Annotated in this window: 27 protein-coding genes; 11 read left to right on the top strand and 16 right to left on the bottom strand. The window is 69.6% G+C overall.

Going from position 1 to position 26,807, the window contains the following annotated elements:
• Positions 1 to 14: 14 nt before the first annotated feature.
• The gene (locus ACFY0D_RS28800) at positions 15 to 629 is read right to left on the bottom strand and encodes a hypothetical protein (RefSeq protein WP_390800935.1); all 615 of its coding nucleotides are present in this window, start codon (positions 627 to 629) and stop codon (positions 15 to 17) included.
• Positions 630 to 1,081: 452 nt separating this feature from the next.
• On the opposite strand from ACFY0D_RS28800, the gene ACFY0D_RS28805 reads away from it, so the two are divergent.
• From ACFY0D_RS28805 to ACFY0D_RS28820, 4 genes are all read left to right on the top strand, one after another.
• Complete coding sequence (locus ACFY0D_RS28805; protein ID WP_390800936.1) at positions 1,082 to 1,528, top strand: DUF732 domain-containing protein; 447 nt, start codon at positions 1,082 to 1,084, stop codon at positions 1,526 to 1,528.
• A 90-nt stretch (positions 1,529 to 1,618) separates the two neighbouring features.
• Positions 1,619 to 1,855, top strand: a complete 237-nt coding sequence (locus tag ACFY0D_RS28810) for a hypothetical protein (protein WP_390800937.1) — start codon at positions 1,619 to 1,621, stop codon at positions 1,853 to 1,855.
• Positions 1,852 to 2,301, top strand: coding sequence for a spore-associated protein (locus ACFY0D_RS28815; protein WP_189968811.1), 450 nt, complete (start codon positions 1,852 to 1,854; stop codon positions 2,299 to 2,301). The genes ACFY0D_RS28810 and ACFY0D_RS28815 overlap by 4 nt, the downstream gene beginning before the upstream one ends.
• A gap of 203 nt (positions 2,302 to 2,504) precedes the next feature.
• The gene (locus tag ACFY0D_RS28820; protein ID WP_390800938.1) at positions 2,505 to 2,969 is read left to right on the top strand and encodes a GIY-YIG nuclease family protein; all 465 of its coding nucleotides are present in this window, start codon (positions 2,505 to 2,507) and stop codon (positions 2,967 to 2,969) included.
• Positions 2,970 to 3,161: 192 nt separating this feature from the next.
• On the opposite strand, the gene ACFY0D_RS28825 is transcribed toward ACFY0D_RS28820, so the two are convergent.
• Positions 3,162 to 3,335: a hypothetical protein gene (locus ACFY0D_RS28825; RefSeq protein ID WP_390800939.1), complete on the bottom strand. Its 174-nt coding sequence runs from the start codon at positions 3,333 to 3,335 to the stop codon at positions 3,162 to 3,164.
• A gap of 62 nt (positions 3,336 to 3,397) precedes the next feature.
• On the opposite strand from ACFY0D_RS28825, the gene ACFY0D_RS28830 reads away from it, so the two are divergent.
• Positions 3,398 to 4,030: a hypothetical protein gene (locus ACFY0D_RS28830; RefSeq protein ID WP_390800940.1), complete on the top strand. Its 633-nt coding sequence runs from the start codon at positions 3,398 to 3,400 to the stop codon at positions 4,028 to 4,030.
• 271 nt (positions 4,031 to 4,301) lie between these two features.
• Here ACFY0D_RS28830 and ACFY0D_RS28835 read toward each other — a convergent pair whose 3' ends face one another.
• The 5 genes from ACFY0D_RS28835 to ACFY0D_RS28855 form a co-directional block, all read right to left on the bottom strand.
• The gene (locus ACFY0D_RS28835) at positions 4,302 to 4,718 is read right to left on the bottom strand and encodes a VOC family protein (RefSeq protein WP_382510366.1); all 417 of its coding nucleotides are present in this window, start codon (positions 4,716 to 4,718) and stop codon (positions 4,302 to 4,304) included.
• A 69-nt stretch (positions 4,719 to 4,787) separates the two neighbouring features.
• Positions 4,788 to 5,165, bottom strand: coding sequence for a hypothetical protein (locus ACFY0D_RS28840; RefSeq protein WP_390800941.1), 378 nt, complete (start codon positions 5,163 to 5,165; stop codon positions 4,788 to 4,790).
• 237 nt (positions 5,166 to 5,402) lie between these two features.
• Positions 5,403 to 5,600, bottom strand: coding sequence for a CsbD family protein (locus tag ACFY0D_RS28845; protein ID WP_390800942.1), 198 nt, complete (start codon positions 5,598 to 5,600; stop codon positions 5,403 to 5,405).
• 36 nt (positions 5,601 to 5,636) lie between these two features.
• Positions 5,637 to 5,825, bottom strand: a complete 189-nt coding sequence (locus ACFY0D_RS28850) for a hypothetical protein (protein ID WP_390800943.1) — start codon at positions 5,823 to 5,825, stop codon at positions 5,637 to 5,639.
• A gap of 78 nt (positions 5,826 to 5,903) precedes the next feature.
• A complete protein-coding gene (locus ACFY0D_RS28855) occupies positions 5,904 to 6,908 on the bottom strand; it encodes a helix-turn-helix transcriptional regulator (protein ID WP_390800944.1) in 1,005 nt (334 codons plus the stop codon).
• A gap of 114 nt (positions 6,909 to 7,022) precedes the next feature.
• Between ACFY0D_RS28855 and ACFY0D_RS28860 the strand changes: the two genes are divergently transcribed.
• On the top strand, positions 7,023 to 8,423 hold the full coding sequence (locus ACFY0D_RS28860) for an MFS transporter (RefSeq protein WP_390800945.1): 1,401 nt from the start codon (positions 7,023 to 7,025) through the stop codon (positions 8,421 to 8,423).
• Positions 8,424 to 9,170: 747 nt separating this feature from the next.
• Here ACFY0D_RS28860 and ACFY0D_RS28865 read toward each other — a convergent pair.
• Positions 9,171 to 9,962: an MBL fold metallo-hydrolase gene (locus ACFY0D_RS28865; RefSeq protein WP_390800946.1), complete on the bottom strand. Its 792-nt coding sequence runs from the start codon at positions 9,960 to 9,962 to the stop codon at positions 9,171 to 9,173.
• Positions 9,963 to 10,074: 112 nt separating this feature from the next.
• On the opposite strand from ACFY0D_RS28865, the gene ACFY0D_RS28870 reads away from it, so the two are divergent.
• Positions 10,075 to 10,677 carry a CGNR zinc finger domain-containing protein gene (locus ACFY0D_RS28870; protein ID WP_390800947.1) on the top strand — a complete coding sequence of 201 codons (603 nt, stop codon included), beginning with the start codon at positions 10,075 to 10,077 and terminating at the stop codon, positions 10,675 to 10,677.
• A 344-nt stretch (positions 10,678 to 11,021) separates the two neighbouring features.
• Here the strand turns inward: ACFY0D_RS28870 and ACFY0D_RS28875 are convergent, their stop codons facing one another.
• A complete protein-coding gene (locus ACFY0D_RS28875) occupies positions 11,022 to 11,312 on the bottom strand; it encodes a hypothetical protein (protein WP_390800948.1) in 291 nt (96 codons plus the stop codon).
• A gap of 1,274 nt (positions 11,313 to 12,586) precedes the next feature.
• Here ACFY0D_RS28875 and ACFY0D_RS28880 point away from each other — a divergent pair.
• Entirely contained in the window at positions 12,587 to 17,137 is a 4,551-nt protein-coding gene (locus ACFY0D_RS28880) for a ricin-type beta-trefoil lectin domain protein (protein ID WP_390801029.1), read from the top strand.
• Between the two features lie 71 nt (positions 17,138 to 17,208).
• On the opposite strand, the gene ACFY0D_RS28885 is transcribed toward ACFY0D_RS28880, so the two are convergent.
• The 3 genes from ACFY0D_RS28885 to ACFY0D_RS28895 are packed head-to-tail and all read right to left on the bottom strand — an operon-like array spanning position 17,209 to position 18,418.
• Positions 17,209 to 17,814, bottom strand: coding sequence for a hypothetical protein (locus tag ACFY0D_RS28885; protein WP_390800949.1), 606 nt, complete (start codon positions 17,812 to 17,814; stop codon positions 17,209 to 17,211).
• Positions 17,742 to 18,011 (bottom strand): hypothetical protein, encoded by a 270-nt coding sequence (locus tag ACFY0D_RS28890; RefSeq protein ID WP_390801030.1) that lies wholly within the window; start codon positions 18,009 to 18,011, stop codon positions 17,742 to 17,744. Before ACFY0D_RS28890 ends, ACFY0D_RS28885 begins: the two co-directional genes overlap by 73 nt.
• Positions 17,912 to 18,418, bottom strand: a complete 507-nt coding sequence (locus tag ACFY0D_RS28895) for a hypothetical protein (RefSeq protein WP_390801033.1) — start codon at positions 18,416 to 18,418, stop codon at positions 17,912 to 17,914. The genes ACFY0D_RS28890 and ACFY0D_RS28895 overlap by 100 nt, the downstream gene beginning before the upstream one ends.
• A gap of 144 nt (positions 18,419 to 18,562) precedes the next feature.
• Here ACFY0D_RS28895 and ACFY0D_RS28900 point away from each other — a divergent pair, with 144 nt between their 5' ends.
• On the top strand, positions 18,563 to 19,288 hold the full coding sequence (locus tag ACFY0D_RS28900) for a peptidylprolyl isomerase (RefSeq protein ID WP_390800950.1): 726 nt from the start codon (positions 18,563 to 18,565) through the stop codon (positions 19,286 to 19,288).
• A 567-nt stretch (positions 19,289 to 19,855) separates the two neighbouring features.
• Here ACFY0D_RS28900 and ACFY0D_RS28905 read toward each other — a convergent pair.
• Positions 19,856 to 20,296, bottom strand: a complete 441-nt coding sequence (locus ACFY0D_RS28905) for a hypothetical protein (protein ID WP_390800951.1) — start codon at positions 20,294 to 20,296, stop codon at positions 19,856 to 19,858.
• A gap of 308 nt (positions 20,297 to 20,604) precedes the next feature.
• On the opposite strand from ACFY0D_RS28905, the gene ACFY0D_RS28910 reads away from it, so the two are divergent.
• Positions 20,605 to 21,141: a hypothetical protein gene (locus tag ACFY0D_RS28910; RefSeq protein ID WP_390800952.1), complete on the top strand. Its 537-nt coding sequence runs from the start codon at positions 20,605 to 20,607 to the stop codon at positions 21,139 to 21,141.
• A gap of 25 nt (positions 21,142 to 21,166) precedes the next feature.
• Here ACFY0D_RS28910 and ACFY0D_RS28915 read toward each other — a convergent pair whose 3' ends face one another.
• On the bottom strand, positions 21,167 to 21,544 hold the full coding sequence (locus tag ACFY0D_RS28915) for a hypothetical protein (protein ID WP_390800953.1): 378 nt from the start codon (positions 21,542 to 21,544) through the stop codon (positions 21,167 to 21,169).
• 10 nt (positions 21,545 to 21,554) lie between these two features.
• Here ACFY0D_RS28915 and ACFY0D_RS28920 point away from each other — a divergent pair, with 10 nt between their 5' ends.
• Positions 21,555 to 22,115, top strand: coding sequence for a hypothetical protein (locus ACFY0D_RS28920; protein WP_390800954.1), 561 nt, complete (start codon positions 21,555 to 21,557; stop codon positions 22,113 to 22,115).
• Here the strand turns inward: ACFY0D_RS28920 and ACFY0D_RS28925 are convergent.
• Positions 22,046 to 23,299 (bottom strand): protein-glutamine gamma-glutamyltransferase, encoded by a 1,254-nt coding sequence (locus tag ACFY0D_RS28925; protein WP_390800955.1) that lies wholly within the window; start codon positions 23,297 to 23,299, stop codon positions 22,046 to 22,048. The two genes, ACFY0D_RS28920 and ACFY0D_RS28925, sit on opposite strands and share 70 nt — an antisense overlap.
• Before the next feature lie 1,777 nt (positions 23,300 to 25,076).
• Positions 25,077 to 25,727 carry a hypothetical protein gene (locus tag ACFY0D_RS28930; protein ID WP_390800956.1) on the bottom strand — a complete coding sequence of 217 codons (651 nt, stop codon included), beginning with the start codon at positions 25,725 to 25,727 and terminating at the stop codon, positions 25,077 to 25,079.
• Positions 25,728 to 26,807 lie beyond the last annotated feature (1,080 nt).

Raw genomic sequence — 26,807 nt, forward strand, 5'->3', positions numbered from 1 at the left:
TCTGGCTTGCCTGCTCAGGCAGTCGCTTCACCTCTGATGCTGACGATACGGTCGGGCCGGCCGAGCCCGCTGGTCTGGATCCAACCCCGACCGTGTACGTGACGAGCATCGATCAGGCCCTTTGCTTGCCCCGACGGGGCCAGCGTCTGGTTGTAGCTCTGGACCAGCCCGTCCTCGGTGTCCGCGAACAAGTAGCGGGTCGCGTAGACCTGTCCGCTGTGTTCCCACTCGTGGCGGACAATCGGCTTCCGCAAGAGGGTCTCGAACCATGTGGCGGTGCGTTCAGCTAGTTCCTGCGGTGACCCGACCGCCTCCATCGCCAGGCTCGTCGGCTGGTCCGGGAGGAAGTAGAGCTGATTGTGGAGGCGGTCGCCGCGGACGTTGGAACCGACCAGGTGCACACCGATATCGATCAGCGACACCCTGCGGTGCTCGTCGCTCAGCCCCACGAAGGCCAGGAGCGATGAATCGTCCTCGGGGCGACCGACCCAGCTGTGGGCATAGGGGACATCCCATGAGCTGGCCTGCTCGCGGAGAGCTGTCGCGAAGGCGAGCTCGGCAGCATCGAAGCCGAACTCATCGTCAGGATCATCTATCTCGAACCACGGATTTCCAAGCACGGTGATCACACTAGGACAGGCGGTCGACGGCATACACCCGGCACTGGGAAACGATCACACGAGAAACGGGAAGCGATCTACGGACGGCCTCTGTCGGCACTGATCAGAGCTACTCGTGAACAGCCCGAGGTTGGCGTCCGGGAGACCAGGCAGCGCACCTCACGAAGCCAGGCATCAAGTTGTGGATCTCTCGGGAAGCCGTTGGGGTCCGAAGTCGACTCGAAGCTCCGGGGACGGTTCAATGCCTGGGTGGTGAACTGGGCACAGATGTACGACTGTCGCTTTGACGTAGATCGCGTCCCTGATCTTCTCGCTCGGGTGGAGCGTGAGTACGACTCCGAAGCGTGGACGGAGCTGGGATACCGGCTGATCTTTGAGCCCCGCCAACGTGCGGGGCATTCGCGCGTCACAGATCAGCCACAGCCCACCCACACCGGTCCCGGCGCCGACACCATGACGCGATGCGCACACACCACACCATCACCCTCCTCGCCGCCGCCGGCCTCCTCGCCCTCACCGGCTGCTCCGGGGCCGTCACCAGCGAGCCCAAGCCCGACGACAAGATCGCCGCCTCGCCGTCCGCATCGCAGTCGAGCATCGCCCCCGAGGCGCTCAGCTCCGCAGCCGCAGCCGCCGGCATCCCGCCCAGCCCCGCCCCCGAGCAGCGCGCCATCTACCTCGCCGCGCTCAACAAGATCGACCCCGAGATCGTCGACGGCAAGGACGACAAGGCCGTCAGCCGCGGGCTGAGTCAGTGTCAGTCCATGAAGGACGAGAAGGACCCGACCAAGCGTGTCGAGTCCACGAACCGGCGCTTCATCAGCCCCAACCATCCGGACGGCTTCGGCCCCACCAAGGCCGCCTTCATCCTCGCCGCCGTACAGACCAACCTCTGCCCCACGTACTGACGGAGCCACAGACCACCACGGTGCGGGTGGGTGCGGGTACGGCCGCCCGGGACGGGGCCCCGGGCGGCACCCCGCAGACGGGGAGGCGGCATGGCCAAGCGGACCGACCTCACCACCTACGCCTACCGCAAGCAGCGCGCCCGCCTCCTCGCCGAGTCCGACCACCCCCACTCCTCGACGCCGCGTGCGGCCGTCCGTCGGCCCGCGGGCGGGGTGGTAAGGCGGCGCGGTCACATCCTTTGCGAACGATGCGCAACCGATCCGCCGTCCTTCATGTCCCACCATGCAGGAGCGACCAACTCCGATGACGACCAGGGGGAAACATGAAATTCACCCGTTCCGTCCTTACCACCACCGCATTCGCCGCCCTGGCCCTGGGGGCCACGACCGCGCTGGCGGCGCCCGCCACCGCCGCGCCCAACACCACGCCGCAGAAGGTCTGCGGAAGCGCCTACAAGACCGTGAACTCGGCCGCCATCGGCTCGCTGGGCACCGTCTACCTGACGTACAACGCCTCGAACGGCAAGAACTGCGTCGCGACCATCCGCAACAACCCGGGTGCGGCCGTGGACATGGCCCTCTGGATCGAAGTCCCCGAAACCTGGGAGCGGGGCGAGGACTACGGCCGGTACACGTCGTACGCGGGCCCGGCCTACGTGTACGGCAAGGGCCACTGCGTCGACTGGGGCGGGGGCATCAGCAACGTGCACGTGCAGGTGTACAACTCCAACTGTGGCGCGCGCAAGGAGCACCGGGTCACCGAGGTCCGCTGACCCGAGCTCCTCCTGACCGTGACGTTCCGTGCCGTCGTGCGGTCGTCGGGGGGCAGGACCTGCGACCCGACGACCGCACGGAAACCGCCGCGGTCCGGCTCGCCCCGGCAGACTCGCCGAGTTCTGCCGGGGCGAGGGTCCCTGGTAGAGCAGCTCCAAGCGGGGCGCAGCTGCTTGTCAGTGCCGGCTGACACGCTCACCCGGTGACCGAGACCCCCACAGCCGTGTACCGGCTCTACGATGCGGCCGGCTACCTGCTCTACGTCGGCTCGTCCGGTGATCCCACCCGCCGCTGGCGCGAGCACCGCAAGGAGATGTTCTGGTGGCGAGAGGTCGCCCGTCACGAGCGCCAGTGGTACGCCTCGGAACGGCTGGCCCGCGCCGCGGAGGGCGAGGCGATCTGCTGGGAGCAGGCCCGCTACAACAAGGGCGAGCCCGGCCCCGTGCTGCCCTCCGGAGTGCCCCGGCAGCCGCACGGTGCCCGGATCGCCTACCAGTGCCGGGAGCTCCGACCCGCCTTCCGCCGAGAGTGGTTCATGTGGAGACTCCACCTGCAGGACGGCATCGAGACGGAACGCGAGATGCTCCACCGGATCGTCCTACTCCTGCTGAGGGCTCGCTTGGCGAACCTGCGCCGCGGGGAGCCGCTTCCCAATCAGCGCCCGTAGCTCCAGGCCCGCGCGCCGCACCCGCTCGTCCGCTCCGTCGAGCCGGCCCGGGAGCAGGACCAGGGCCTCGACCTCGCCGCGGGTGAGGAGCGGCAGCCGTGCGCCGGGCGCGTCCATCCGCTCGTAGAAGACGACACTGGCGCACGGTGCGCTCGACCCCCGCCGGACAGCTACCGGCGAGACGGCCAGGGCTCACTCCTTCTGCGCACGCTGCTCAGCGGCAGTGTCGAGCCTCTGTTGCCGAAGGAGGAGTTCCTGGTCGAGCTTGTGCGCGGCGTCTTTGGCGAGCCCCACGTCGGTCATCTGCCAGAAGTGCGGTTCGTAGCGCTGGCGGACGCGCATTGACTGAGAGAAAACGATCTTCATTACCGGGTCGGTGTTCTCGCGTTCGGCCGCGTCATCGGCGCCCCGGTCTGCGGGTGGTCCGGATGCGGCTGACGTTCCTCTTCGAGAAGGAAGCGGCGAGCGAGCAGGGCAGGATCTTCGCCGGGCCGTTCCTGCCGTGGCGGCTGATCCGGCAGGGCCTGCTGCCCGCGCTGCCCGCCGTATGCGGCCTGCGCTTCCAGGCCCTGCACACCGACGCCGCGGCCGAGGCCTACCGGGCGGCCGTCGTACGGCCCGTCCGCGGACCGTTCAACCTGGTGGCCGACCCTGTACTGGACACGGCCACCGTGGCCGGCCTGCTGCACGCCCGTACGCTGCCGCTCCCGGCGGGCGCGGCCCGTGCAGCGCTCGCGGCGGCCTGGCGCGTACGCCTCGTACCGGCCGATCCCGGCTGCTGGACGCCGTACCGCGGCTCCCCCTGCTCGACGCCGGCCGGGCCTGCGAGGAGCTGGGCTGGACGCCGTCGGCCACCGCCACGGAGGCCGTCGCGGCTTTCCTTGAAGGCCTCCACCGGGGAACAGGACTCGACACCCCGCCCCCGCCCCCGGCGCCCGCGGCCGCCGGGGGCGAACGCGACGATCTCCTGGCCCGAGGCGAGCAAGCAGGAGTACGGCAAGGCAGCAGGACTACGGACCCGGGCAGCCGCCAGGCGGAGGGCCGGGGCCAGATCTCCCTGAGGTCGCCGTAGCGCAGCACAAGCACAACGGGCGCGACCGGGACCGCTGGGGAGACGTCCGTGGGTGCCAGGACGAAGCCCACGTGGTCTCCTCCGTCGACTCGCGTCTTGATGCGGCCGACGAACCAGGCGCGCGTCGGCCAGCTCGGTCCCTCGATCTGCGCCAGTCGCGCCGATCAGGCGCCCACTTCCGGTCATCGGCGTCGAAGCCCGAAGCCATGAGCGACGTGTGCGGTCCGGTCCTCGGCGGGAGCCGTCGCCCGGCGGCGCTACTAGCTCGCGGCGGTGAGGTCCTCGTCGACGACGGCCAGGGTGAACGCATGGCCGGCCGGGTCGGCGTAGCGCCGCAGGGTGGTCCGGCTGCCCGGCAGGCTGCCGTCGTCCTCCGCGGCCACCGGGCGCGCCCCCAGGGCCACGGCCTCGCGCTCGGCCTCGTCGAGGCTCCGCTGCTCCACGAGGATGCACACGTGGGCCTGTTGGGAGCCCTCCGGGAGCGGCCAGCTCGGCGGTATGTGGTCGGGGTCCCGGCGGACTCCGAGGACTACTCCGGTGCCGCCGGTGATGAGGAGGAGCTCCCCGTCGCCCGGTGCCGGTCCTGCCGAGGCACCGAGCAGTTCGGCGTAGAACTGCGCCAGCAGCTCGGGCTCGGCGCTGTCGAGGACGAGAACGGCTGTCTTGGGTACGGTCATACACCCCGCGTGCCCGGTGTCGGCGCCCGTACACGGGGCGTGCGTGGCCGGACGGCCGCGCTCGATCCCTCAGGAGCGGATGCGGAGTGCGACCTCTCGCTCCTGGTCGCCCGACACGGCTCCCATGTCCTCGACCGTGAAGTTGCCGACGAGCGCGGCCTGTACCCGTTGCACCGCACGGGGGCCTCCCTGGAGGGTGACGCTGACCGCGTCCTTCACCCGTACGGGTGCCGCCTGGCCCTCGGCCGGTTCGGCCGGCTTCGCCGCGTCGAGGATCGCGCTCCACACGGTCGCGGCCCGGCCGCCTTGCGCCGCTCCGCCCGCCCCAGGCTCCGCGGGAAAGGAACGTTCGAGCAGGTCGAGAACGGCGCGCGCGTCCTCCTCGGAGCAGTCGCCGACCGCCACGACCACTTCGGCCACCGGGATGTCCTTGTCGTGTCCGTCCATCAGGGGGGGACCTCTCTCGTGCGTGCGGCATCGGTGCGGAGAACGTGAAAGGGGAATCCGGAACCTCCCCGCTCCGAACGTGCCACAGGGGGTGGGGGCCCGCATCATTTGCCTCTGCCTGTGGGAGGGGGCGATGGCGCGGGGCCGCGCCGGGGACATGACGCGGCCCCGCGACGCCGGAGCGCCGGGGGCCGCATCGTGGTCACCCGCGAGCCGCGAGGGACTCGCCGGGCGGCTTCAGGTCCTGTCGCGCTTGTCGCGCAGGGAGTCCTGGATGCCGCGGGCGCGCTCCTCGGTCTCGCTCAGGGCTTCCTTCGCCTTGCCCTTGGCCTGGTCCGTCTTTCCCTCAGCCTTCATCCGGTCGCTGCCGGTGATCTTGCCTGCGGCTTCCTTGGCCTTGCCCTTGGCCTGGTCCATCTTTCCCTTGTCAGCCATGTGAACTCCTTGGTGGGGTGTCTAACTCGGCCCAAACTAGACGAAACCGGACTCTTGCGCGCGGCGGCGTCGCTGGTTGCCGCGGCGTCGACGACGTGGCGGCTCGGTGACACCGTCGAGGAGCACCTCCAGCATCTCGTCCATGCCCGGAACAACGCGGTGCAGGCAGGGAGGCAGGAGCGTCACGAGCCAGCAACGCTCGGCTCCTGGTTCCACAGGGCTCATGCAGTTCGGCGCGGCTCCTTCTTCGAGGCGGCATTCTTGGCAGTCGCGGTGAGGAAGCCTCGACACATCCCAATGAACTCACTCAGCACACCTGAGTCCTTCGTCGATGCGGGTGCGCAGGGAACGCAGCGCCCGCCTGAGCTCTGCCGGTTCGATGTCTGTGACGTCAGCGTCGAAAGTCAGGAGCAGTCCTGCCAGCCCTGCCCATGACCAGGCACCGAGCGTGAGTCGGCAGCTGGAGTCGGTGTCGTGTTCGACCGTCGACCCGCCGGGGGCGAACCGGGCGACAATGGGCGCGGGTAGTGCGACGAGCGCCGACCCGCAGCATGGCCATTCCGCCAGGGTGTCGCCGCGGTCGGGCGTGCTCATGACGAATGCGACCGGATCGCCGTGCGGGACGTCGCGGCGGTCGAAGGTCCTCCCCGTGGGCATGCGTGGTTCGAGGCGGTCGACGCGCATCGCGCGCCATCGGTCCGCGTCCGGTTCGAACGCGACGAGGTACCAACGTGCCGCCCACACGACGAGGCCGTGCGGTTCCAGCGTGAGCGTCGCGGTCCCCGGTTCGTCCTCGCCGGTGTAGTCCACGCAAACGACGTGTTGTCGGTTGATCGCGCCGCCGATGACGCGGATGATCTCGGCATCGATGGGTGCAGCGGGGAATTCCCAGTAGTTGCGCGCTGCGGAGACGCTGAACGACTCGGTGCGGATGCGGCTGCGGGCGGGCATCGCCTGCTGCAGCGTGGCGAGGGCGCGTGCCGAGTTCTCACGGATGCCGGAGAGGATAGTGGGGACGGTCTGGAGCGCGACGGCCGCGGCAACTGCTTGGTCCTCGTCGAAGACGATCGGCGGCAAGCGGGTGGCGCGGCCGAGCCGGTAGCCTCCGCCCACCCCGCGCACGGCCTCGATCTCGTACCCGAGATCTCTGAGCGTGTCGATGTCGCGTCGCACGGTCCGGAGGGAGACTCCGAGCCTTTCGGCGAGCTCCTCGGCGGTCAGGGTGGCGCCGATACCGAGGATCGACAGCAGCCTGAGCGTCCGCGCGGAGGTCACAGCCATGATCCCGCCCCCCGGGAAAGCGGTCATTCGATGGCAACTATAGCTGTGACCCTGGCCTGCATGACCGCTCCGCAGACATCCCGAGAGGGCACACGCGCCCCCGACGCTCCCCCAGCACCCATCTCCGGCGCAGGCGCGAAAGTGGCGCTCCTGGTCGTGCTGTTCAGCTCCTTCATGGACCTCGTCGACGCGACGATCGTCGTCGTCGCGGCCCCTGCGATTGCCCTTGACATGGGAGCCGGCAACGCTCAGATCCAATGGACGATCGCCGCCTACACCCTCGCCCTGGGCGCGGGGCTGATCACTGGCGGACGGCTCGGTGACCAGTTCGGCCGCAAGCGCCTGTTCATGATCGGGCTGGCCGGGTTCATGGTCACCTCCGCGCTCTGCGCGCTCGCCGTCACTCCGGAAATGCTCATCGGCATGCGCGCCGCGCAAGGACTGACCGCGGGGATCATGGTCCCGCAGGTGTTCGGCGTAATCCGAGCATCGTTCGCCCCGGCAGAGCGCGCCAAGGCATTCGGCGCCTACGGTGCCGTCCAGGGGCTCGCCTCGGTCGCAGGCCCACTGCTGGGCGGACTCCTCGTCGAGGCCGACCTGTTCGATCTGGGGTGGCGCACCATCTTCTGGATCAACGTCCCGATCTCGATCCTCGCCCTCGTCGTAGGGGCGAGCGTCTTGCCGGAGTCCCGTTCCGCCTCTACTGCGCGACTGGACCTCGTGGGTGCCCTACTGGCGGCCTCGGGCATCCTGCTCCTTCTGCTGCCGGTCATCCAGACCGGGACATGGGGATGGACCGCGGCCAGCTACGCCCTCCTGGCGGCCGGAATCGTCCTGCTCACGATCTTCCTCGCATACGAGCGCAGCCTCGCCGGCCGTGGGGGCGAACCCGTCTTCAACCCGGCCCTGCTCAGAATCCGCGCTTTCGCCATCGGCCTGAGCGCATCCGTGCTCTTCTTCGGCGGTATCGGATCGTTCTTCCTCACCCTGTCGGTCTACCTTCAGCTCGGCACCGGCCGGACCGCGTGGGAGACCGGCTTGGTGATCCTGCCCTATGCGCTCGGCTCGATCATCACCTCAGGACTCGGCGTCGCTCTCGCCGCCAAGGCCGGCAGAGCCCTGCTGATCACCGGCTCGCTCACCATCGCGGCATCTCAGCTCGTGCTCTTGGCCGTCATCAGGGACGGCAGCGACCCCGGATTCTGGCTCCTCGCGCTCGGCCTGTTCATCGGCGGCCTCGGACTCGGCCTCGCCGCACCCATTCTCGTCAACGTCGTGCTCGCCGGTATCCCCGGACGCAATGCGGGCGCGGCGGGCGGCGTCCTCTCCACCGTCAACCAGATCGGCGGATCCATCGGCATCGCCGTTCTCGGAACGATCTTCTTCGCCGCCGTCACCGGATCGACGGCCGATGCGCCAGGACCGGCCGACTACAGTCACGCGCTCAGCGTCGTCCTCGTCGTCACCGCGGTGCTCTACCTCGTGGCGGGACTCGTGATGCTCGCGCTCCCGAAGGCCGCGGTCGAGCACGTCGACCAGTGAACCCATGCGGGAGGAAGGCACACCGCTTGTCCGGTGACCTCCGCCGGCCCCGACGCCGACCGGTGGACGTGGACGCCGAGGATCCCAGGCGACCCGCCCCTCAAGGGCACCCCGGATCTCCTCGCACAACCCGTCGATGCCCGCATGCGGGCCCTCGGGCGCGATACCGGCGCTCTCATCTCCCCATGGTCACCGCCGCCACCGACAACACCCCTCGGCAGGGGCTCGGCGGACACAGGAACGGAACACGCGAAAGGGCCGTCACCCCTTGGCGAGGTGACGGCCCTCGGCCCGTCTGACGCATCTCCCTCGATCGAGGATGCGGTTCGGTCCCCTGCAGCAAAAGGGCCCCGGCCTCCGTGAGGAGGCCGGGGCCTTGACCGAGCGCTGGGCAGGCCTTGCACCTGCATTCCCCCACGGGAAGTGGGATGTCTTTCCTTGGACCACCAACGCCAGGCTCCACAACCGTCATCCACGGCCGCGAGCTCAAGATCCAATATACCGCAGGAACCGTCCGGCCCTCCCCCGGTCAGCCGGCCGGACGCCCCCGCCCGGTCGGCTGCCGCGAAGAGGGGCCGTCTGGGGACAGCGGGAGGACCGCCGCCCCGGGATCAGGCGTGCGTACGGGCTGTTTCCGCAGCCTGGATACAGGCGATCGCCACCCCATTGGTGTCGGTGCAGCACCTCGTCCTCGCCCCCGCGTCGCCTCTGGCGCATGGAAGGCGCAGCCTCCGGCCGGGGGGTTGGTCAGTCGGTGTCGCCCAGGTCCAGGCGGTCGCCGAGGCCGGCTGCGGTGAAGGCCGCGATCAGCCGGTCACGGCCTTCGGTGAAGTGGGCCCAGCTGTCGTAGTGGACGGGGACGACCCGGCGGGCACCGAGGATCTCGGCGGCTTCGGCGGCCTGGGCGCTGTCCAGGACGAGCGGTTCGCCGTTGAAGAGGACGGGGAAGCGGGGAGCGCCGGCGAACAGGATGGCGGTGTCTATGGGGGCGTAGCGTGCGGCGATCTCCTTGACCAGGTCGAGGGAGGCGTTGTCGCCGCTGACGTAGACGGTGGGCAGTCCTTCGCCGGTCAGGACGAAGCCGACGACCTGCCCGGCGATCGGCTCGATCTCCTCGCGCGGTCCGGGGCCGTGGATGGCGGGCACGCCGGTGACGGTGACGGTGCCGCCTTCGGGGCGGTCGAGCTCGATGGACTCCCAGTCGGCCAGGCCCCTCGCGTTGGCTCCCAGGCGCTGTCCGCCGCCGGGGGTGGTGAGGGTGAGGGGGACGTCGGCGAGCAGGGCCCGGCCGGAGGTGTCGAGGTTGTCGGCGTGCTCGTCGTGGGAGAGCAGGACCGCGTCGATGCGGCCCAGGTCATCGGGGGTGGCGGTGGAGGGTGCGGTCTTGACCAGGAGCGGGGCGCCCGGCCTCGGGTAGTCGCCGGGAGCGTCGAAGGTCGGGTCGGTCAGGAACCGCAGACCGCCGTACTCGAGAAGGGCGGTAGGGCCGCCGAAGACTCGGACGGAGAACTGCTCGGGGGTGGTGCTGGTGGCAGTCACGAAACATATGCCTCACGGATAGGAAGTAGTTCATCCGTGAGTCACGGTAGGCGATTCTCACGGATAAACGCAAGTTCTAACGTGAGCATCATGGAAAAGGTGGGGTTGTACCATGAGCGTTATGGACGAGATCGCGACCGCCGAGCCGCCCCCCGCGCCGGGCGCCGAGCAGCACCCCGCCCTCGACCTCGCCAACAGCGCCGTCACCCTGCCCGGCGGACACTCCGTCGACCTCCTCGCCACCCCCGCCGCCGCCGAACGGTGGCTCGTCGACCGGGGTCTCGCCCCTGCCGACACCGGGCTGATCGAGACATGCGCCGGCCGGCTGCGCTCCCTGCGCGAACAGATCCGCGCCCTGCTCGGCGCCCATGCCGCCGGGCTGCCCGCCCCGGCCGCCGCGCTGACCACCGTCAACGACGCCCTCACCCGAGCCCCCGCCGCCTCCCTCCTCCACTGGGACCCGGACCGCGGCCTGCACCGCGAGGCGGCCCACCCCGTCACCCAGATCGTCGAGCATGCCCTCGCCGTCCTCGCGGCCGACGCCGCCGACCTGCTCACCGGACCCGACGCCGAGCGCCTCACCGCCTGCCGCTCCACCCCCTGCAACCGCTTCCTCCTGCGCCACGGCCGCCGTCACTGGTGTTCCACCCGCTGCGGCGACCGAGCCCGCGCGTCCCGCGCCTACGCCCGCCGCACCCAGACCAAAACAGGCTGACCCGCGCCGGCGACCACACCCGCGGCATCCGTGGCACGTCACGCCCTGCCACGGATCGTCATCCGCCAACCACACACCCGACGCCAGCTACCCCTGGTGTGGCCTGCGTTCCACCGCGCCCCGGCGACACCGCATGCCGGCCGCCGAGATCCCAGAAGCGTGCCAGCGAGGGCGGCCGCACGAACCGGGCCCCGGCTGGTGCCGGGTGCACGCACGAGCAAGCGGACTCCGACGGCAGGTGCGGTGACCAGTGCAGGACGAGCCGAGGTCGAGGCGGTGACGCGGCCTTTGATGGGGTGGGCCCGCCTCTCGCCCGGGGCCCATCCCGTCAAAGGGCGCCGATGTCAGCTGATCTTCACGACGAAGCCGTCCTCAACGCCGTTGACTCGGTTGGCATTCAAGAAGCCGCGCAGCAGGTTCCCGGCGGCGCCGTTCTCCGGTCCGGGAACCGGCGTGACCGAAGAGTTGTTCTTCTCGACGTGCGGGTCGTACTCCTCGACCGCGGAACCCTGGCAGCTGGAAGCGAAGCGGAACCCTTCGCATTCCTTGCCGCCATCGGTGCAGTTCGCACCCCGGTAGCGCCTTGCACACATGACCTTGAGCAGAGCTTCCGTGGCGCCAAGTTCGCGCGTCACCCAACGCGGCACTATGGGCAAGGGAGAGGTGAGCGCCATCAGCAGGGCGAATGCGTGACCCATCAGGTCGGTCGCGCCAGGAGGCGCCGTTCAAATGACGTGCGATCTCTGCACGGAGTTGCGGCAGCGCTGCGGGCACTCGCTGACGGCCGGAGAGCACCGGCGCGTTCACAGGCGACTTCGCAGGTCGTCGCCGAGGGCGTGCGCGAGCAGGTCCGCGGAAGGGTGGCTGATTCGATCGGGCCAGACGCCCGGGTGGTGGTGGCGCACTCGTGGGGTCGGTGGTGGCGTACGAGGCATTGTGCGCGCTGCCCGGGCACGGGGTGCGGGCGCTGGTGACGGTCGGCTCGCCGCTGGGGATCCGCCACCTGGTCTTCGACCGGCTCCGGCCCGCCCCTGCCGGAACGGGTAAGCAGCTGCTCGGGTCGTGGCCGGGTGGCAGCGATCCGACATGGACGAACTTGGCTGCTCAAGGGAATGGAGTGGCTCTCGTGAAGGACCTGCGTCCCCTGTTCGGTGACCACCTGCGCTCGGGGGTGCTTGAGGCCGAGGCGGTGGAGCGGACCATCCCTGCGGGCGCGGGGTCGACTCGTCGTGGCCGAACCCGAACACCACGTATGCGCCGAACTTCAGGTCTCGCTCCCCGGCCGTGGTCACGGCGTATTTCACGCTGTCGGGTTCGGTTCCGCCGAGGCGTGTGCAGTGCTGCATGCCGTCGACCTCCCCACGCGCCGGTACCGCTCCAGCGCGGGACGGCCACCGCATCATCCATCCGAGGACAGCCATGCGCCGCCGGGTACCTGCCTCCACCCCCCTCCGCACCGTCACCGCGCTGTGCCACCAGACCTACGGAAGACAGCGCGGTTCGATGCGGCCGCCCTCCGCCGGATGCCCCGCCTTGAGCCTGTACGTTCCAATGAGCCGGACCAGCCGGTTGAACCGTTCGTCTTCCATCTCTCGCCACCACGCGGCCGCATTCGCGTCCGAATAGGTATGGCTGATTTAAGTTAACCGCGGGTAAGGTGATCACCGCGTCGATGGCAGCCCTGACCCGGCTGTACATGGCGCGCGTCATAGGCGGCCGGGGGAACGGTGCCGCTTCGGGGGATGAAAACTCGCTTCGCCGCGACACCGGCCGCACCAGATTGTCCGGTGCTGTCTGGTGTGCCTTCGGGTCCGCAAACTGACCGGGGTGCTGCGTCCTCAGGCTCGATCCGCTCCTCGGTTGCCTTCATCTGCCGTGAAGGACAGCATTCGTGCGCTCAAGACCAGGCATGCTCTCCCGGAGATCGCTCAGATCCCGGCTTCTCTCTCCCGCCGTCGCATCCATAGGCACGCTGGCCGTTCTGGCCGGTCTGGCCGTCCACCCCGCAGTGCTCGACCGCTCCAACGCACTACGCGCTGCCGCGGCCGGCAGCTCCGAAGACTGGCTCAACGACACCGCCGCCGAGCAGTGGCGGCAGGACCAGTGCCTGATGGCCGACGTCCTGCGCCTGGGCGGGCCGGCCATGGCGCAGGTCGCCCAGGACGGCCTCAGCCAGCCGCAGGACAAGCTCCATGTCCTGGCCGACCGCAAGCGCTGGGAGCAGACCCCGCTCGCGGCCGCGTACCAGAAGGACAAGGACGCGGCGAGCAGCGCCATGACGGCGATCAGTTCCCTCCGGGACACGTGGAAGAAGCCCCTGGAGGGGCTGACCACTCCGGGCGGCATCAACAACGCCGACTTCCACTGGCCCCCGGGCTCGCCCGGTGACGGCAAGCAGGACTTCTACGCCCAGACCGGGCTGGGCAAGTGGACCGCCGACCGGTTCTGGACCTCCGAGAGCGACTTCTACAAGGACCCCACGCCCCAGGCCTCGTCAGCCGCCGTCACGGCCGTCAAGAACCTCGGCGCGCCCCTCTACGGCAAGGACCCCGACCCCCAGCAGGTCACGGGCGACGCCTGGATCCGCGCGATCGCGGAGCGCGACGCGTACAAGGCCCTCACCGACTGGTCGCCGGAGCCGACGGGTGCCGACAACGCCCGTATGTTCCTCGCTTCCGGAGGGTTCGCCCGTACGGCACCCACGGCGGGGACGGCGGAGTACCGCATCGCGGTAGAGGACCTGAAGACCCGCTTCGCCTCCTGTGCCTGGCGTGACCCGATGGACCCGGCCAAGGTGTTGGGCGGGATCACCGAGACGGCCGCCGCCGAGTGGCAGCAGGAGGTCGCCTCCCAGCAGGCGCAGCGGAACCAGATCCTGGCAGCGAACAAGAACGCGACCCAGTCCCTGACCGCGGGTGCCAAGGCCCTGGGCGAGCTGCTGGGCCACTCGTGGGTGGCCGACCACGCCGCCCGCTTCCAGGACTACTGGTCTCCCGGCGGCGTCGGAGCCGTCGGCGAGAGCCCGGCGACGATCCAGGTGCACGCCGCGAGCGGCAAGTGCCTCGACGTGCAGGGCGGCGGTACGGCCGACGGCACGCCCGTGCAGGTGTACACGTGCACGGGCTCCGGGGCCCAGTCGTGGCAGCTCTTCGGCGACGATCACGGACTGCACCTGCGGAACACCAAGTCCTTCAAGTGCCTCGAAGTGGCGTCGAACAAGAACGCCAACGGCACCAAGATCCAGATCGCGACGTGCAACAGCTCGCCGGCACAGACCTGGGACTTCAACCTGCGCGCCACCACCGGCCTGAAGAGCGTCGGCACCGGCAAGTGCATGGACTTGCCGGCGTACGACAACAGCGTCGACGCGCGGCTGTGGGACTGCAACACGTCGGGCTCGCAGCAGTTCGACGTGAAGCCGTCCGCCAACACCGGCTCCGTTCCGCCCAAGGCGGAGTTCGACAAGGCGAAGAAGGCCGTCACGGACGCCCAGACGGGCGCCAAGAAGCAGCTCGAAGTCCTGAAGGCCCAGGCCGCGGCCGCGAAGAAGGCCGCAGCCACCAGCGACACCGCCGAGCAGGCCGCCTACGCGGTCGCGGACTCCGCTGGTGCGCCGCGAGGGCGTGGTCTGCTGGTCGGTCAGCAGAAGGCCCAGGTCACCAAGGGCGCGGTGGCTGCGCTCGACGCGATGGTGAAGGCGGGGGAGACCGCCGAGGCCGCCACCCGTGCCTCCGGCGCGGACAGCGACACCATCGCGCAGCGCGCTCTGGCCCAGGCCGCACAGTCGAAGGCGGAGTTCCGCAGGGGGGCCGCGCAGACGGCCGAGCTGCAGGCGAAGGCCGCCGCGGATTCGGCCAAGTCGCACCGGGACAACGCCAAGAAGGAAGCGGAGACCGCGAAGGCGAAGCTCGGCGAGGCGCTGAAGGCGGAGGCCGACGCGAAGGCGGCGGCCGCCAACGCCCACGCCAAGCGGCTCGCCGCCGAGGCGGAAGAGGCCACGGCGAAGAAGGAGAAGGTGGCCGCGGCCGCCAAGCAGGCCGAGGCCGCGCAGCACAAGAAGAACGCCGAAGCGGAGGCGACCAAGGCCAAGAACGCAAAGGAGCAGGCCGAAGCCTCCGAGGCCACCGCGGTCGAGCGTAAGAACGGCGCCGTCAAGGCCCGCGACAATGCCAAGGCCAAGCGCGACGACGCCTGGCAAGCGGAACAGAAGGCCGACGCCGCGCGCGCCAAGGCCGACGCCCAGGCCGCCTACGCCGCTTCGCTCCACGCGGGCCCGGAGGCCACCGCCGCACGCGCGGCCTCCGACCAGGCGGACAAGCACGCGACCGAGGCGGAGACGGCAGCTGGCAGGGCCCGCGGCGAGGCCGACGCGGCGACGAAGGCGGCCTCCGAGGCCGACGCAGCCGCGACCCGCGCCGAGGCTGCGGCCAAGCGCTCGCGCGCGGACGCCGACGCCGCCCAGGCCGCGAAGCTGAAGGCGGACGCCGCGGTGCGGACGGCGACCAGCGCGGCCGCCGACGCGATCGGCGCTTCCGAGCGCGCCGCGTTCGACGCGCGAGCGGCCGTCTCCCAGGCCAACGAGGCGGACGCGCAGGCCAAGACCGCCAAGACCAACGCGGGCAAGGCGAACGTGGAGGCCGGCAAGGCTCGGGCCGCGGCCGCCAAGGCGGCGGGATTCGCCTACGTGACCGCCCAGGCTGCGGTCGACGCGGGCAAGGCGGCCTCACAGGTCGCCCAGCCCGCGAATGACGCCGTCCAGCTCGGCTCGCCGTACGTCACCACCGACTCGGCGGCCGGCCTGGTCGTGCTGACCGGGCAGGCGTCGAAGAGCATCGCGGAACAGCAGAAGGCCGTCGCCGACGCGCACGCCAAGAACGCGCAGGAGGAGGCCGCCTCGGCCAAGGCCATCGCCGATCAGGCGCAGGGCGACGCGAAGGCCGCGTACGAGCACGCGTCGAACGCGACCAAGTACGCCTCGGACGCCCGTACCTACGCCAAGGAGGCCCTCGGCTACTCGGCCGACGCCGCGAAGTCGGCGTCCCTGGCCTCCGCTTCACTGGTCCGCAGTACCGAATTCGCCGGGCAGGCTGCGGCGGACGCCGTGGCCGCGGACCAGGCCGCAGGACGCTCCGAGGGCCACGCCAAGGCGGCCCGCGACTCCGCCGACCAGGCGGCCCTCGACGCGGCCGCGGCCCGCGCGGCGGCGACCCGGGCCGAACAGGACGCGAAGATCGCCCGGGAGGCCGCCGACCGCGCCGCGATCGCCGCGACCGAGGCCGAACAGGCCGCGAAGGACGCCGACAGGTACGCCAAGGAAGCCCAGGAAGCCGCTGACAGGGCCGAGAAGGCGGCCAAGGCGAAGCAGATCAACACCGGAACCGTGCCCGACGGGTCCGGCGGGTCGATCGGCAGCATGTTCTACGTCATCGACCACACCGAAAACATCGGCAAGCCCGAAACCCTGAAGAAGACGGCCGGCTGCGACGGCATCCTCGACTCGCTCTTCTACAAGGGCGACTGCACGATGACGGTGAAGATCCGGTACAAGGCGTTCCTTGACGTGTACCTGTGCAACACGCTGGTCATGGACCCGTCGAAGTCCACGTGTCCTTCGGGCGAGACAAAGTACATGGGGCAGTACCCGACGGAAGAGCTCTCGCAGGAAGTCACGCACACCATCACGATCGCCGAGTACCAGGCGGGGGTCGATCCGGTGGACATCCTCTTCGGGCACTGGATCAAGTGCGGCGAGAAGTTCTCCTCCGGCTTTGAGCGCGGGAGCTGGGGCGGCTGCGCATGGGCGGCCCTGGACGTCGGGCTCCTCTTCGCGGGGAAGATCCTCAAGCCCATCGCGGACGCCGTCCGGGCTGCCGACGCCGCCGTCATGACCGGTATCGGATTCGCCGATGCCTACAAGGCCCTGCGAACTCTCGGCGTATCCGAAACGGCCATCTCAGGTATCACCAGCAAGGCCTTCCAGAAGCTGCGCGAAGCCTGCACGAAGAGCAAGATCCCTGCTGGAAAGAGCGCGTTCCGGGCCACTGCGGCGTCCAGCCAGACCAACGCATCCCCTTGCCTTGAATGGGGGGATGACTACGGCAGCGGAAGCCATGGGATAGCGGGCTCCATCGACAAGGAAGGAGTCCTGCATCTCGTCGTTCTCGCCGAGGAGGGAAAGACTCCAGTCGGCAGTGTAATGATCGACGACGTGATGGGACACATAGGCGGAAACGCGAAGGGAATGGCGGGAACCTGGCTCAGCGGCGGTGAGATGAGGGACAACCTGGACAGCTTCAACGCCGGTATACAGAGCCTCATGTTGAGCGAGGAGGAGGCGGCGCGGCTGACATTCACCGGTAAGATGGCCACGAAGTACGGCTTTACCGGTCGGGTTGAATTCTTGAAGCGGGAAGGAAATCCGGGTAACTACACCAAGGTTGAGGTCATATTTTGGAGATGAAGAATCCAAAGCTGATCGGCTCCGGCATTCGCGAGCGCGCGATCCGCGGTGACGACGCGGTGGACATTGCGCTATGGGTGAAAGGAGAGCTGGGAAGCGAAGCGACCTTCTTCGCTTTCATTTACTGCTTCTACCATGGATTGGGAGTTCCGGTCCACGCGATCAGGCACTTGGAGGGGTGGAATGGCGTAGGAGGCAATCGAGAAGTTTCGGATTCGGATCTGAGGGCGAGCCTGGATCCCTATATCGCGCCGCTGAGGCACCAGACGTAACTTCAAGCAGCGGCAACTGACCATCTGACAGGCGGACGGCCGACCGGGGAACTCGCCCCGGCCGGACGTCCGCCTTTGGCGGTCTCGGGGGGAGGCACTGTCCGACGGCATGCGAAGAGGAGTGCCCCCGCGAGAAGTACGAGCACCTCGTCGGCGCGCTCGGCACCTCGATGTCGTTGTCGAGGGCGCTGGTAAAGCGGATGTCAGGCTTGGCCAGGGTGGCGAAGATGAGTTGCGCGGTCGGCGTGCGGTGCCGCAGCCGTGCTCGACGAGCTGGAAGCGGGGGTAGCCGTCTTCCTCTCCGTGCTGGCTCAGCTGGGCGCCCGCAGAGGTCAGGGGCCGGTTGGCAAGCTCGACGAAGCGGCGCTGCGCCGGCTCGTCGGGCAGGACAGCGGGGGATGCCAAGCCCCCGAGGAGGTGGCCGAAGCAGGGGTTCGGTACTTCGACGGCGCACCGAGCTGCTCGAATAACTGCTCGGTCGTCCAGTCGTCCGGGAACCGGATCACGTGGCGCTCGATCTGGCTGCGCAGGCTGTTTGTCGGGGTGGTCCATCCACCGAGTGGATCATTGTCCAGGTGCCACATTCGCCCCAGCAGAGCCATGAAGCGGTCCGCGTAGCCGAGGTGGTCGGACAGATCGAAGTCTCTGCAAGCCCGCGCCTGGTCCGGCTCGGGATCTGCACGTGGTGACTGCCGAGCCACGGAACGTCCTGCAGCGCCGTACATTCTGCCTGGTCCAGCTTCTCCTGGTTGGGAACGGCGTCGGCGACGCCCGGCAGGCGGTCGTCGGGGCAGGCGTTCAGGCTGGACACCAGGCGCTCGTGCTTGCTGCTGCCCGCACTGGGCGGGGGATGGCCGAGGCGCTCGCACAGCGCCGGCAGTTCCTTCTCGGTACAGCGCCTGTACAACGCGAGGAGCACGCCGTCGATCAGCCTCCGCATCAGCGCCATGTACGTCTGTCCCCCATCGACGAGGACGGTGCGATGAATCTGCTCTACCTCGTGCAGCACCGGCTCCCCCTGCCCAGCCGTCGAGTCCGCAGGACTTCGGGGTCGGCCGCGCCGGCCTCCCGTCGTTGGCCATTCCCGCCGACCGCACCACGCCCTAGACTGCGACCGCTCCAAAACCTGGCGATCATCAGGAGGGCGCGCAAGATGAACCGAGCACTGATCAGCGCATTTGCGGCCGTGACGTTAGTCGTGTCCGGGGGAAGTGCCGCCACCGCTTCCGACGGCGCTCCGCCGCGCACCACGCACGGCCCTTGCCAGTACACGCAGACCCCGGACGAGCCGCCCGCGCGTCATGTTCCGCTGCCGCCCGACCCGCGGCGCACCCCTAGCCGTGGCACGGTTGGCATGGCGGTTCCGACCAGCCAGGGTCCGCTCCCGCTGCGTCTGGACCAGGCCAAGGCGCCGTGCACGGTCCAGAGTTTCCTGCACCTGGCACGGCATGGGTTCTACGACCGAACGGTGTGCCACCGTCTGACGGCGTATCCGACGCTGAAGGTCCTGCAGTGCGGCGACCCGACCGGTACCGGTGAGGGAGGGCCCGGGTACAAGTACAAGGACGAGCTACCGGTGGATTTGCCACCCGCACCGAGCGATCCGACCGGCGCGCGCCGCCTGTACGGGCGCGGCCTGCTGGCGATGGCCAACGCCGGTCCGGACACGAACGGCTCACAGTTCTTCGTCGTCTACGGCGACTCCGCACTGCGCCCGAACTACACGGTGTTCGGCACGGTCGGCCCCGACGGCCTGGCAACACTCGACAAGACCGCCGCCGGAGGAATCGAGCCGACCGCGGAGGACCCGGCACCGGTCGACGGCACACCCGTGCTGCGGACCGAGCTGCTCCGCGTCCGGCCGTCCTGCCGGCATTGACTCCCCGCGGCCCGCGGCCCGCGCCGAAGCCGCGGCCGCTGCGGTGGCGTCTGTCCAAGGGGTGGAGCGGGGGCGGGCCGCCATCGGGGAGACCCACAGCCGGGAAACGGACGCGGGCGACGCCAGAGCCGTGCCGGTGGCCTGCTGCCAGGAGGTGTCGGCCGTCGGGCGGTTCACGTGCCGGGCCACGACGTGTGTGCCGTCGCTCTCGCCGATCTGCTGCATGCGGGCGGCCAGCAGCGGCCGCCGGCGCGAGCCGACCAGGAGGCTCGCTGCCCGCTCCGGCAGGACGTCCCTGACCAGCGACACCATCTGCGAGTGCGCGGCCGGGTACACCTTCAGCTGCTCCAGGGCCCGGGCCCGGTCACCGAGGTCGGGATCGCGGGGGACGTTCAAGCCTTCGGTCACAGGTCCCCGGAGCGCTTCGCGTCCGTACTCGCGGGCACAGCCCACGGACCGGCGGCCGGCCTCCCGCACTGGCGGCGCGGCAGGCGCGGCGGGCACGGCGGGCACGGCGGCGGTCAGATGACCGCCATCTCGACGCGAGTGTGTGTGGGTGATCCCCGGTCAGCGGCGGCCGGCGGCCAGGATGACGAGGAACTGGCCGCCGCCCGCCTGGATGTCGGCGGTCACCGGCATCCCCGGTACCAGTCGGGAGAACCGGTCCACCAGCCAGTCCGCCGCCTCTTGGGCGTCCTTCCTGGTCGGACAACGGCCCACCATCTCGCGGCCACCCTTGCGCTCCAGCCTGTCGGCGACGGCGATCAGCGGTGCGGGTTCGACTACGTACAGGCGCTCCGGCCAGGCGATGACCACCTTGACCGCACCCTTGCGGGTGTTGCACCCGCGGTGCGCGAGCCGCTCGGCCACCTTGGCCTTCCGGTCGGCGGTCCGGCTGTCGACACTGGGCCCCCGCGGGTCGTTCACCGACTCGTCGGGGTCGACCGGTTCGTCACACACCCAGCACTGCCAGCCGTCGCGCTCGGCCACATCATCAAGGAGACTCATCCGAGCAAACTAGCCTGCCCGGCCGCCACCCGCTCACCAGGGCCCTGGCAAGGTCCCCACACCGGCCGGCCCCCGCCGACCGCTCACCCGGCAGCCGCAGCCGGCCCGGCCCCTCCTTGTACGGAAACGGGGGGCGGGCGGCTACCAGCTCTCTGCCACGTCGGGGCGGGGCAGCGGGGTGCAGACCTGCCCGGAGTGCGGCCGGATCACGTTCGCGCCGCCCGCAGCAACCTCCGCTTCCAGGACCGCCGCGTCGCCGACCTCGAAGCCCGGATCGCGGCTCCGGCGGGCTGATTCGACCGTGACCGGTGGCCGCCGCACCCCTGGTGGAGCGGCCACCGGCGGTCGTGCACACTTGGCCGATGCTGTTGACGTTCATCGCAGAGGTCGCGGACGAGCCCCTGGTCCTGGACCCGGGCAACCAGGCGGCCGAGTCGCAGACCAACACCTGGCATCTCGGCGCCGACGCCGAGGAGCGGGCGACGCTGGTCGTGGAGGAGGTGGCTGCCGCCTTCGAGAGCACCGCGAGGGCGCTGCGTGACCGCATCCGGCCCCTCGGTCCGCACGGGACCGCCACGTTCTACGTCTGGCACGACGAGCAAGCCGGACAACTACGCTGTTCAACATCCTCCCAGCCCCCGGAATCGCTCCCGTTCGGTGGTGACTACGTACTGACCGAAACGCTCGAACCGATCATCACCGGCTTCGTCGACGACAGTGTTCCCGGCCTGGTGCCGTGGACCGAACTCACGTCATTCGAGTCCCTCGGTCAGGACCGGGCGGAGGTCGATCCCGTGCCGACGCCGTTCCCGGTCTGGACCTGCCGAATCGGGCGCGCTATCTGAACAGCCCGCTCGGTCCGGGCCCGGATCACGTCCCCTGCAGCGTCGACGGCAGCCACGGGGCATAGGCGCTGGCGAGTTCATCGCGCACCGCGACGCTCCCGACGAAGACGTCCACGCCGCCGTCACAGGGGTGGACAGCCCATGCGCAGGCGGGTTCGGTCAGGATGACGCTGTCGGTCATGTCGTCGGCCACGCAGAGCAGGAGCCGGTCCAGCGCGGGATCGCGCAGGTCGGTCGCGGAGACGAAGTGGTGCTGCCACGCGTGGAAGCCCGGCTCGGTGGCCAGGTCGTCGCTTCGCCAGTGCGCGGCCCTGGGAGTGGTGGCAGCGACCGTAGTGTCTGGTTCAAAGCCGATATCCGAGCTCCTGCGGTCGGCAAGGCGAAGTGGCAGCACAGGCCCCATGACGCCTTGCGTGACCCGCTCACTACCGCGGCGAACCTTCTCCCCGAACGAGAAGTACGCCGCGCTGGTCGAGAGGGCCGGCTACCTCCCGCTGCCGCTGACGGCCGAGGACTACCTGGAACTGCTGGCTGCCCGTGGGCAGGCCGTCAACTCCTACGGCATCAAGATCAAAAACAGGATCTGCGACTGCGAGGGCCTGGACGGGCTGCGGCGGGGGAAGTCCGGGATCACCGAACGCAAGGGCCTGTGGGAGGTCCGCCATGACCCCTACGACATCCGGCTCGTCTGGCTCCGCAACAATCGCGACGGCGGGCCCTTCCGGTTTCCGATGAGATACGGAGCCGTGATCCTGTCGACTCGTCAGGGCCGCACCGCCGGATCCCGGCCGACCGGCAGGCCCCGAGGCCGACGTCGAGGACTCCTACCGGACGTGGCCGAGGAGCGGCCCCCGCACCGTTCAGCGGTGGTTGCGCAACATCGCGCTCGTGAGGGGGCGAGTTGTTACGGCCAGCCCTGCTTCACTTTGGCGGGCGCGGTGTTCCAGCTCTTGGGTATGAAGGTGATGACGTAGGTTCCGCGGTCGAAGTCCGTGTATCCGGAGGACCAGTTGCGGAACTTGCTCTCGTATACCTGCATGGGACCCATACCGCCTTCCGGCGAGTGGTAGTGGTTGGCGTGGGTCCATATGGAGTTGTCAGGGTTTGTTTCTTTTTGGTCCCCGAACCAGCCGTAGTCGAAGTTGACATAGCTTTCGCCGGGCTTGGCGGGGCTGCGTGAGGTGTTCCTGTCCTTCGACATGTCGACGAGGCCTGTGTTCCGGTTGGGGCGGAAGGCGTCGGGGTCCCCGTACTTCCGCTTGTCGGAGGGGCTCCGGGGGTCCTGCCCGCTCCAGAAGTGCTTCGAGTAGATGACCGCCTTCATCTTGGACGGGTCGAGGTTGCCCCCGTTCCTGTCCTTGAAGGACGGGGTGTTCCTCAGGGCCGAGTAGAAGTTCGAACGGCTGTCTTCGGCGGCGAGAGCGTCGTCGTTCTTTGTGAGCTCTGCCTTGAGGCTGCTCAGATAGGCACTCTCGTCATGGGCGCTTTCCAGGGCCTTGTTCATGACGGATGCCACATCCCGGGCCCGGTTGAATCCCTTTGTCTCGTCAAAGCTTTGCTTGGCGATGCGCCCCTCGAACTCCGCCCGCGTCTCGCCCGGCCGGGGGCTGGTGTTCTCCAGAGCGTTCCGGTGCTTCTCCTCGTCGAAGGACGCAAAGGCCAGTTTGTTCGTCGGATAGGGACCTGAATTGACCCAGGTGACGCCGACGCACCCGTAGGACAGCTGCTCCCGCTGCTGTTCGGTCATCTGCTGCACTCGTCCGTCGCGGTGGCTGTAGACCTGCTGCCACTTGCGTATGTAGTTGCCGATGCCGGTAGTGGCCCTGTCTCCATGGGCCCGGTATGCGTCGGGCATGCGCTCCAGCGGCTCGGCAGGCGGCGTCACCCTGTCGTCGGCCGCGGCGGAGGCCCTGCGGGACTCGGTGGCGCTCGGCAGGTCCCCGCCGGGGGTCTTGCCCGGCCGCCCCAGGTCCAGTGCCTCTTCGTTCAGCGCGTTGATGAGCCTGATGTCATCCGCTGTCAGGCCGTTGCTGTCGGCATAGGAACCCTTCCCGTCGCCGGTACCGCCGACTGCCTGACTGACGGAAGGCGTGAGACCAGCGGTGCACAGCACGATGCCCACTGTGGTGAGGGCGAGTAACCCTGAACGTTTGTACATGAAAGCCTGGAATTCCTTTCATTGAAAAGTGACATGGCAGAGCGCGAAGCGTCTGCGCGGCGGCAGGAAAGAGCTGCCGAAGCCGGCATGCTCCTGGCTCCCGCTTTTGCCGCGATCAAGTCTGGGAGCGGCAAGAAACCGGTTCCGGCCGGGATTTCGCTGCTCCTGCTCCGGTTCCCAAATGGATAGTCAGGTCGTGCGAGTAGCGATCATGTCCCGGCGCCGATTCCTCGACAACACTGCGGCTCCACATTCGGCCAGCAGTCCAATGGGGTGGTATTCGGTCATGCGGACCGGGCCTGCCCTGCGCCGGTACATGCAGCGGCAGCGTTCTCCTGACCCCTGCTGCACGATCCGTGGCGCGACCGGAGCCGGCCGCCCCGAAAGCCCCGCGGAATGGCCTGTGGCGGCACTGTCAGCCGCGCCGGGGAATGTCAGGCGCCGGCGGCGATACGGGCGCGGGAGCTCCGGCCGACGCGTGCGGAACTCCGGAATGACGCGGCTCTGCCCGCCGGGAGGACCGCAAGGTCTTCGCCACTCTCCCTTGCGAACCTCGGCCAGCTCACTGCCGACCCACCTCTGTCATGAGCCGTCGTCTTCCGTAGAACGGCTGGTAAAGCCCTCTCCGTGCGGAGTTCTCGGCGAGGCCGCCGGCGGCGGCAGCGTGCGCGGTTTCCCGGGAAGACGGTGTGAGCTTCTGCGTGAGGAGTCAGCCGATGCGGACGGTGATCTCGGGCAGCCCTGGCGCTCCAGGTCCGCGCAGACCGCGTCCATCTCCGACTGCGCGGCACTCTTCTCGCGGACGGCCATCCAGCCCGTCCTCTTCGAGTCGGCGCCGGCCGCGACGGTCGGGCGGCCCTGCGCCGGGTCAAGGCCCGCCGCGCCGACCGCGGTCCGGATCACCTCGTCCACGGCGTCCCGTGTGAGGGGCGGTGACGTGGACTCCGGTGCGGGCGCCGCCGTGGACGGGGACGGGGACGGGGACGGCGTCGGCGCGGGCGCGCCCCGGTGGATGCGCCCGTCGTCGTCTATCTGAACGTGGTCCGGCGCGACCACGGCGGCCAGACTCACGATCAAGGTCGCGGCCAGCCCGATCCACATCGTCTTCAACAGCGCGTTCAACGCGAAACTCCCCCGACACCCCCTCGCGGCTCGCGGCTCGCGAAGGAGGGCGAGTCCCTGGCGGTGGTGCACGACCCGCAGGGCAAGGGCTCGCCGAGGGCTGCCGGGGACGTCCACGGCTGGGGTCCGCGCACCGCGGCCGTTCCGCCACACCCGCCCACGGCTCCTTTGACCTCGCCGTACGTGGTGGGAACGAGCGGGGCCGGCTCACGGTCGGGGGGTGGTGACGGAAGCGAACCCTGAGCCCTGGGGGGACGTGTGACGAGACGTGAGCGGGATCGACCCGTGACTCCCGCACCCGGGTGCACCCTACGGTCAGGCCTCGGTCCGGCGGCGCAGCCGCTCGGTGGCGGCGTTGTCGATGCTCCGCTCCGGGCGGCGGTCGCGAGTGGGTACAGCACCTCGTACCCCGACCAGGCGCCGGACGGCGACGGGTCGGCGCCGGGACGGTAACCGGGACAGGGCCACGGCCGGAAAGCGCGCTGCTGCGTCGTCTGCAGGCGGGGCCGAGCCCGCCGTCCGCGCGCGGACGTTCCCGCGGCGGGCTGAGCGCAAAGGGTCCGCTTCCGAAGGACGCCTCCTCACCCGTCATGAGAACGCGCAGGAAGGCGGACTCGTGTTCGCGCCCGTCCCTGGATTCCTGCCCCGAGCGTGCTCACTGGGAGGGGACGGCATCCTTCGGGGAGGTGTGCCAGTTGGTGACGATCGGCTTGTCGACGGTGATGGTGCCGACGGACAGGGAGACCGGGTCGGGGTCGTCGTTTCCGATGGCGACGATGATGCTGTCCAGTTCCTTGCCGCCGTTCGCGCTGGTGGTCTTCGGGTTCACTCCTGCGTAGGCGGTGGTGTTCCCGGACAGCGTGATCTGCTTGCCGGTGGACTGCTCGGCGGGGCCGGCTTCCGTGCCGTCGGATCCGAACGCAACGGTCGGATGAACGGCGGGCAGGGTACAGGTGATGCCCGGCTTCGCCTTCGCGACGACCAGAATGTATCCGCCGGCCTGGGTCTCGGACTTGGTGCTCCAGGAGATGTCGTTGGCGCCGCAGACCTGCCCGACCTGCTTCTGCCCGCCGCCGGCGCCGCCGTTCTTGTTGTCCTTGCCCGTGCCTCCGGAGGCCTCGGCGGTGGCCGCGGGTGAGGCGGACGGCGTGGCCGCGCCCGCGGCCGCAGTGGCGGAGGCCGAGGCAGAGGCCTGGGGGGCGCCGGCGTCCGCGCCCGCGTCCGTGTCCTGGCATGCCGTCAGCAGCATTGCTCCGCCCACGAGAACCGTGGTGACGAGGGAGGCCTTACGGCGGTTGCCAGACATGAGATGAATCCCCTTTTGCGGTCGTTGGTCGCGGCCGGGGCGGTCCGGCCCGGCGCTGCATGATGACTATGCGGGGACCGCGGGCCGGCTCAACGCGATGTACTCGTTCCCGGACAACGCTGTCGCAGACCGGTGACATGATCGCGACGAACGCTGCCAGAGCGAGAAGCTGTTCGCCGTCTCGGCCCGGGTAGCAGCGCTGGCGCATGGACGGGGGCCGGCGCCGTCCCGGACAGTCGTCGGCATCGCCGCAAGGGTTGAGGCTGTCTCTCGGGCGCGCTCTGCCGACGACTCGCCGAGACGAATACTTCGGCCTGCTGGGCCCGTACGAGGTGGACGGAGGTTGGTGGTCGTCCGCCGCGCCGGTTGTCGAGCGGGTGTCGCCGGAGCTGGGGGCCCGTGGTGGTGCTCCGGGTCGCCTACGCGCCGAGCAACGGCAGCAGCGGGCACGGCGGCCACGGCGGCCACGGCACGCGCGGCGGGCACGTGGTCTACCACGTCGAGGCGGAGGCGGGCGTTGGCGTTGCGCCGCCGCAGGTAGGCAGGCAGGCAGGCAGGCAGGCAGGGCCCGGGTCTGGACCATGTGGTTCGGGTGATGCGAAGCGGCGATGGTGAACTGCCTCAGCGGTCCGAAGTGGGCTTCGATCGGGTTGGCCCGGGAGGCGTAGGTCGAAGCACAACTCGACCTTGCACTTCCCGCCCAGCCGCGGATCTCGCTGCCCTTGTGGGCGGACCGGTTGTCCATGAACACGTAGATCGGTGCTCCGTCGGGCCGGGAGGCGCGGATCGGCTTCAGTCCGGCCGGCGCGTTCACGGGCCGACACCCCCAGGAGCAGCACGTGAGCGACACCGTTACCACCGCCGACTTCCCGCCGCTGGTGTGGACGCCGTCCACCGGCGAAGCCCTGACCGGTGAGGCGGACAGCCTGAGCCGCACCGCCACCGAGCAGCGGGCCGCCGTACAGCGGCGGGCGGAGCACCTCGGCGCCGACGTGGACACCCACACCGACGCGGACGTCGTCCTTCACCAGTACGCCGGGTGGAAGGCCGGCCCGGACGAGTTTCCACAGGATGCCGTTC

This window comes from Streptomyces sp. NPDC001502, assembly GCF_042894785.1.
Taxonomy (GTDB): Bacteria; Actinomycetota; Actinomycetes; order Streptomycetales; family Streptomycetaceae; genus Streptomyces; species Streptomyces kutzneri.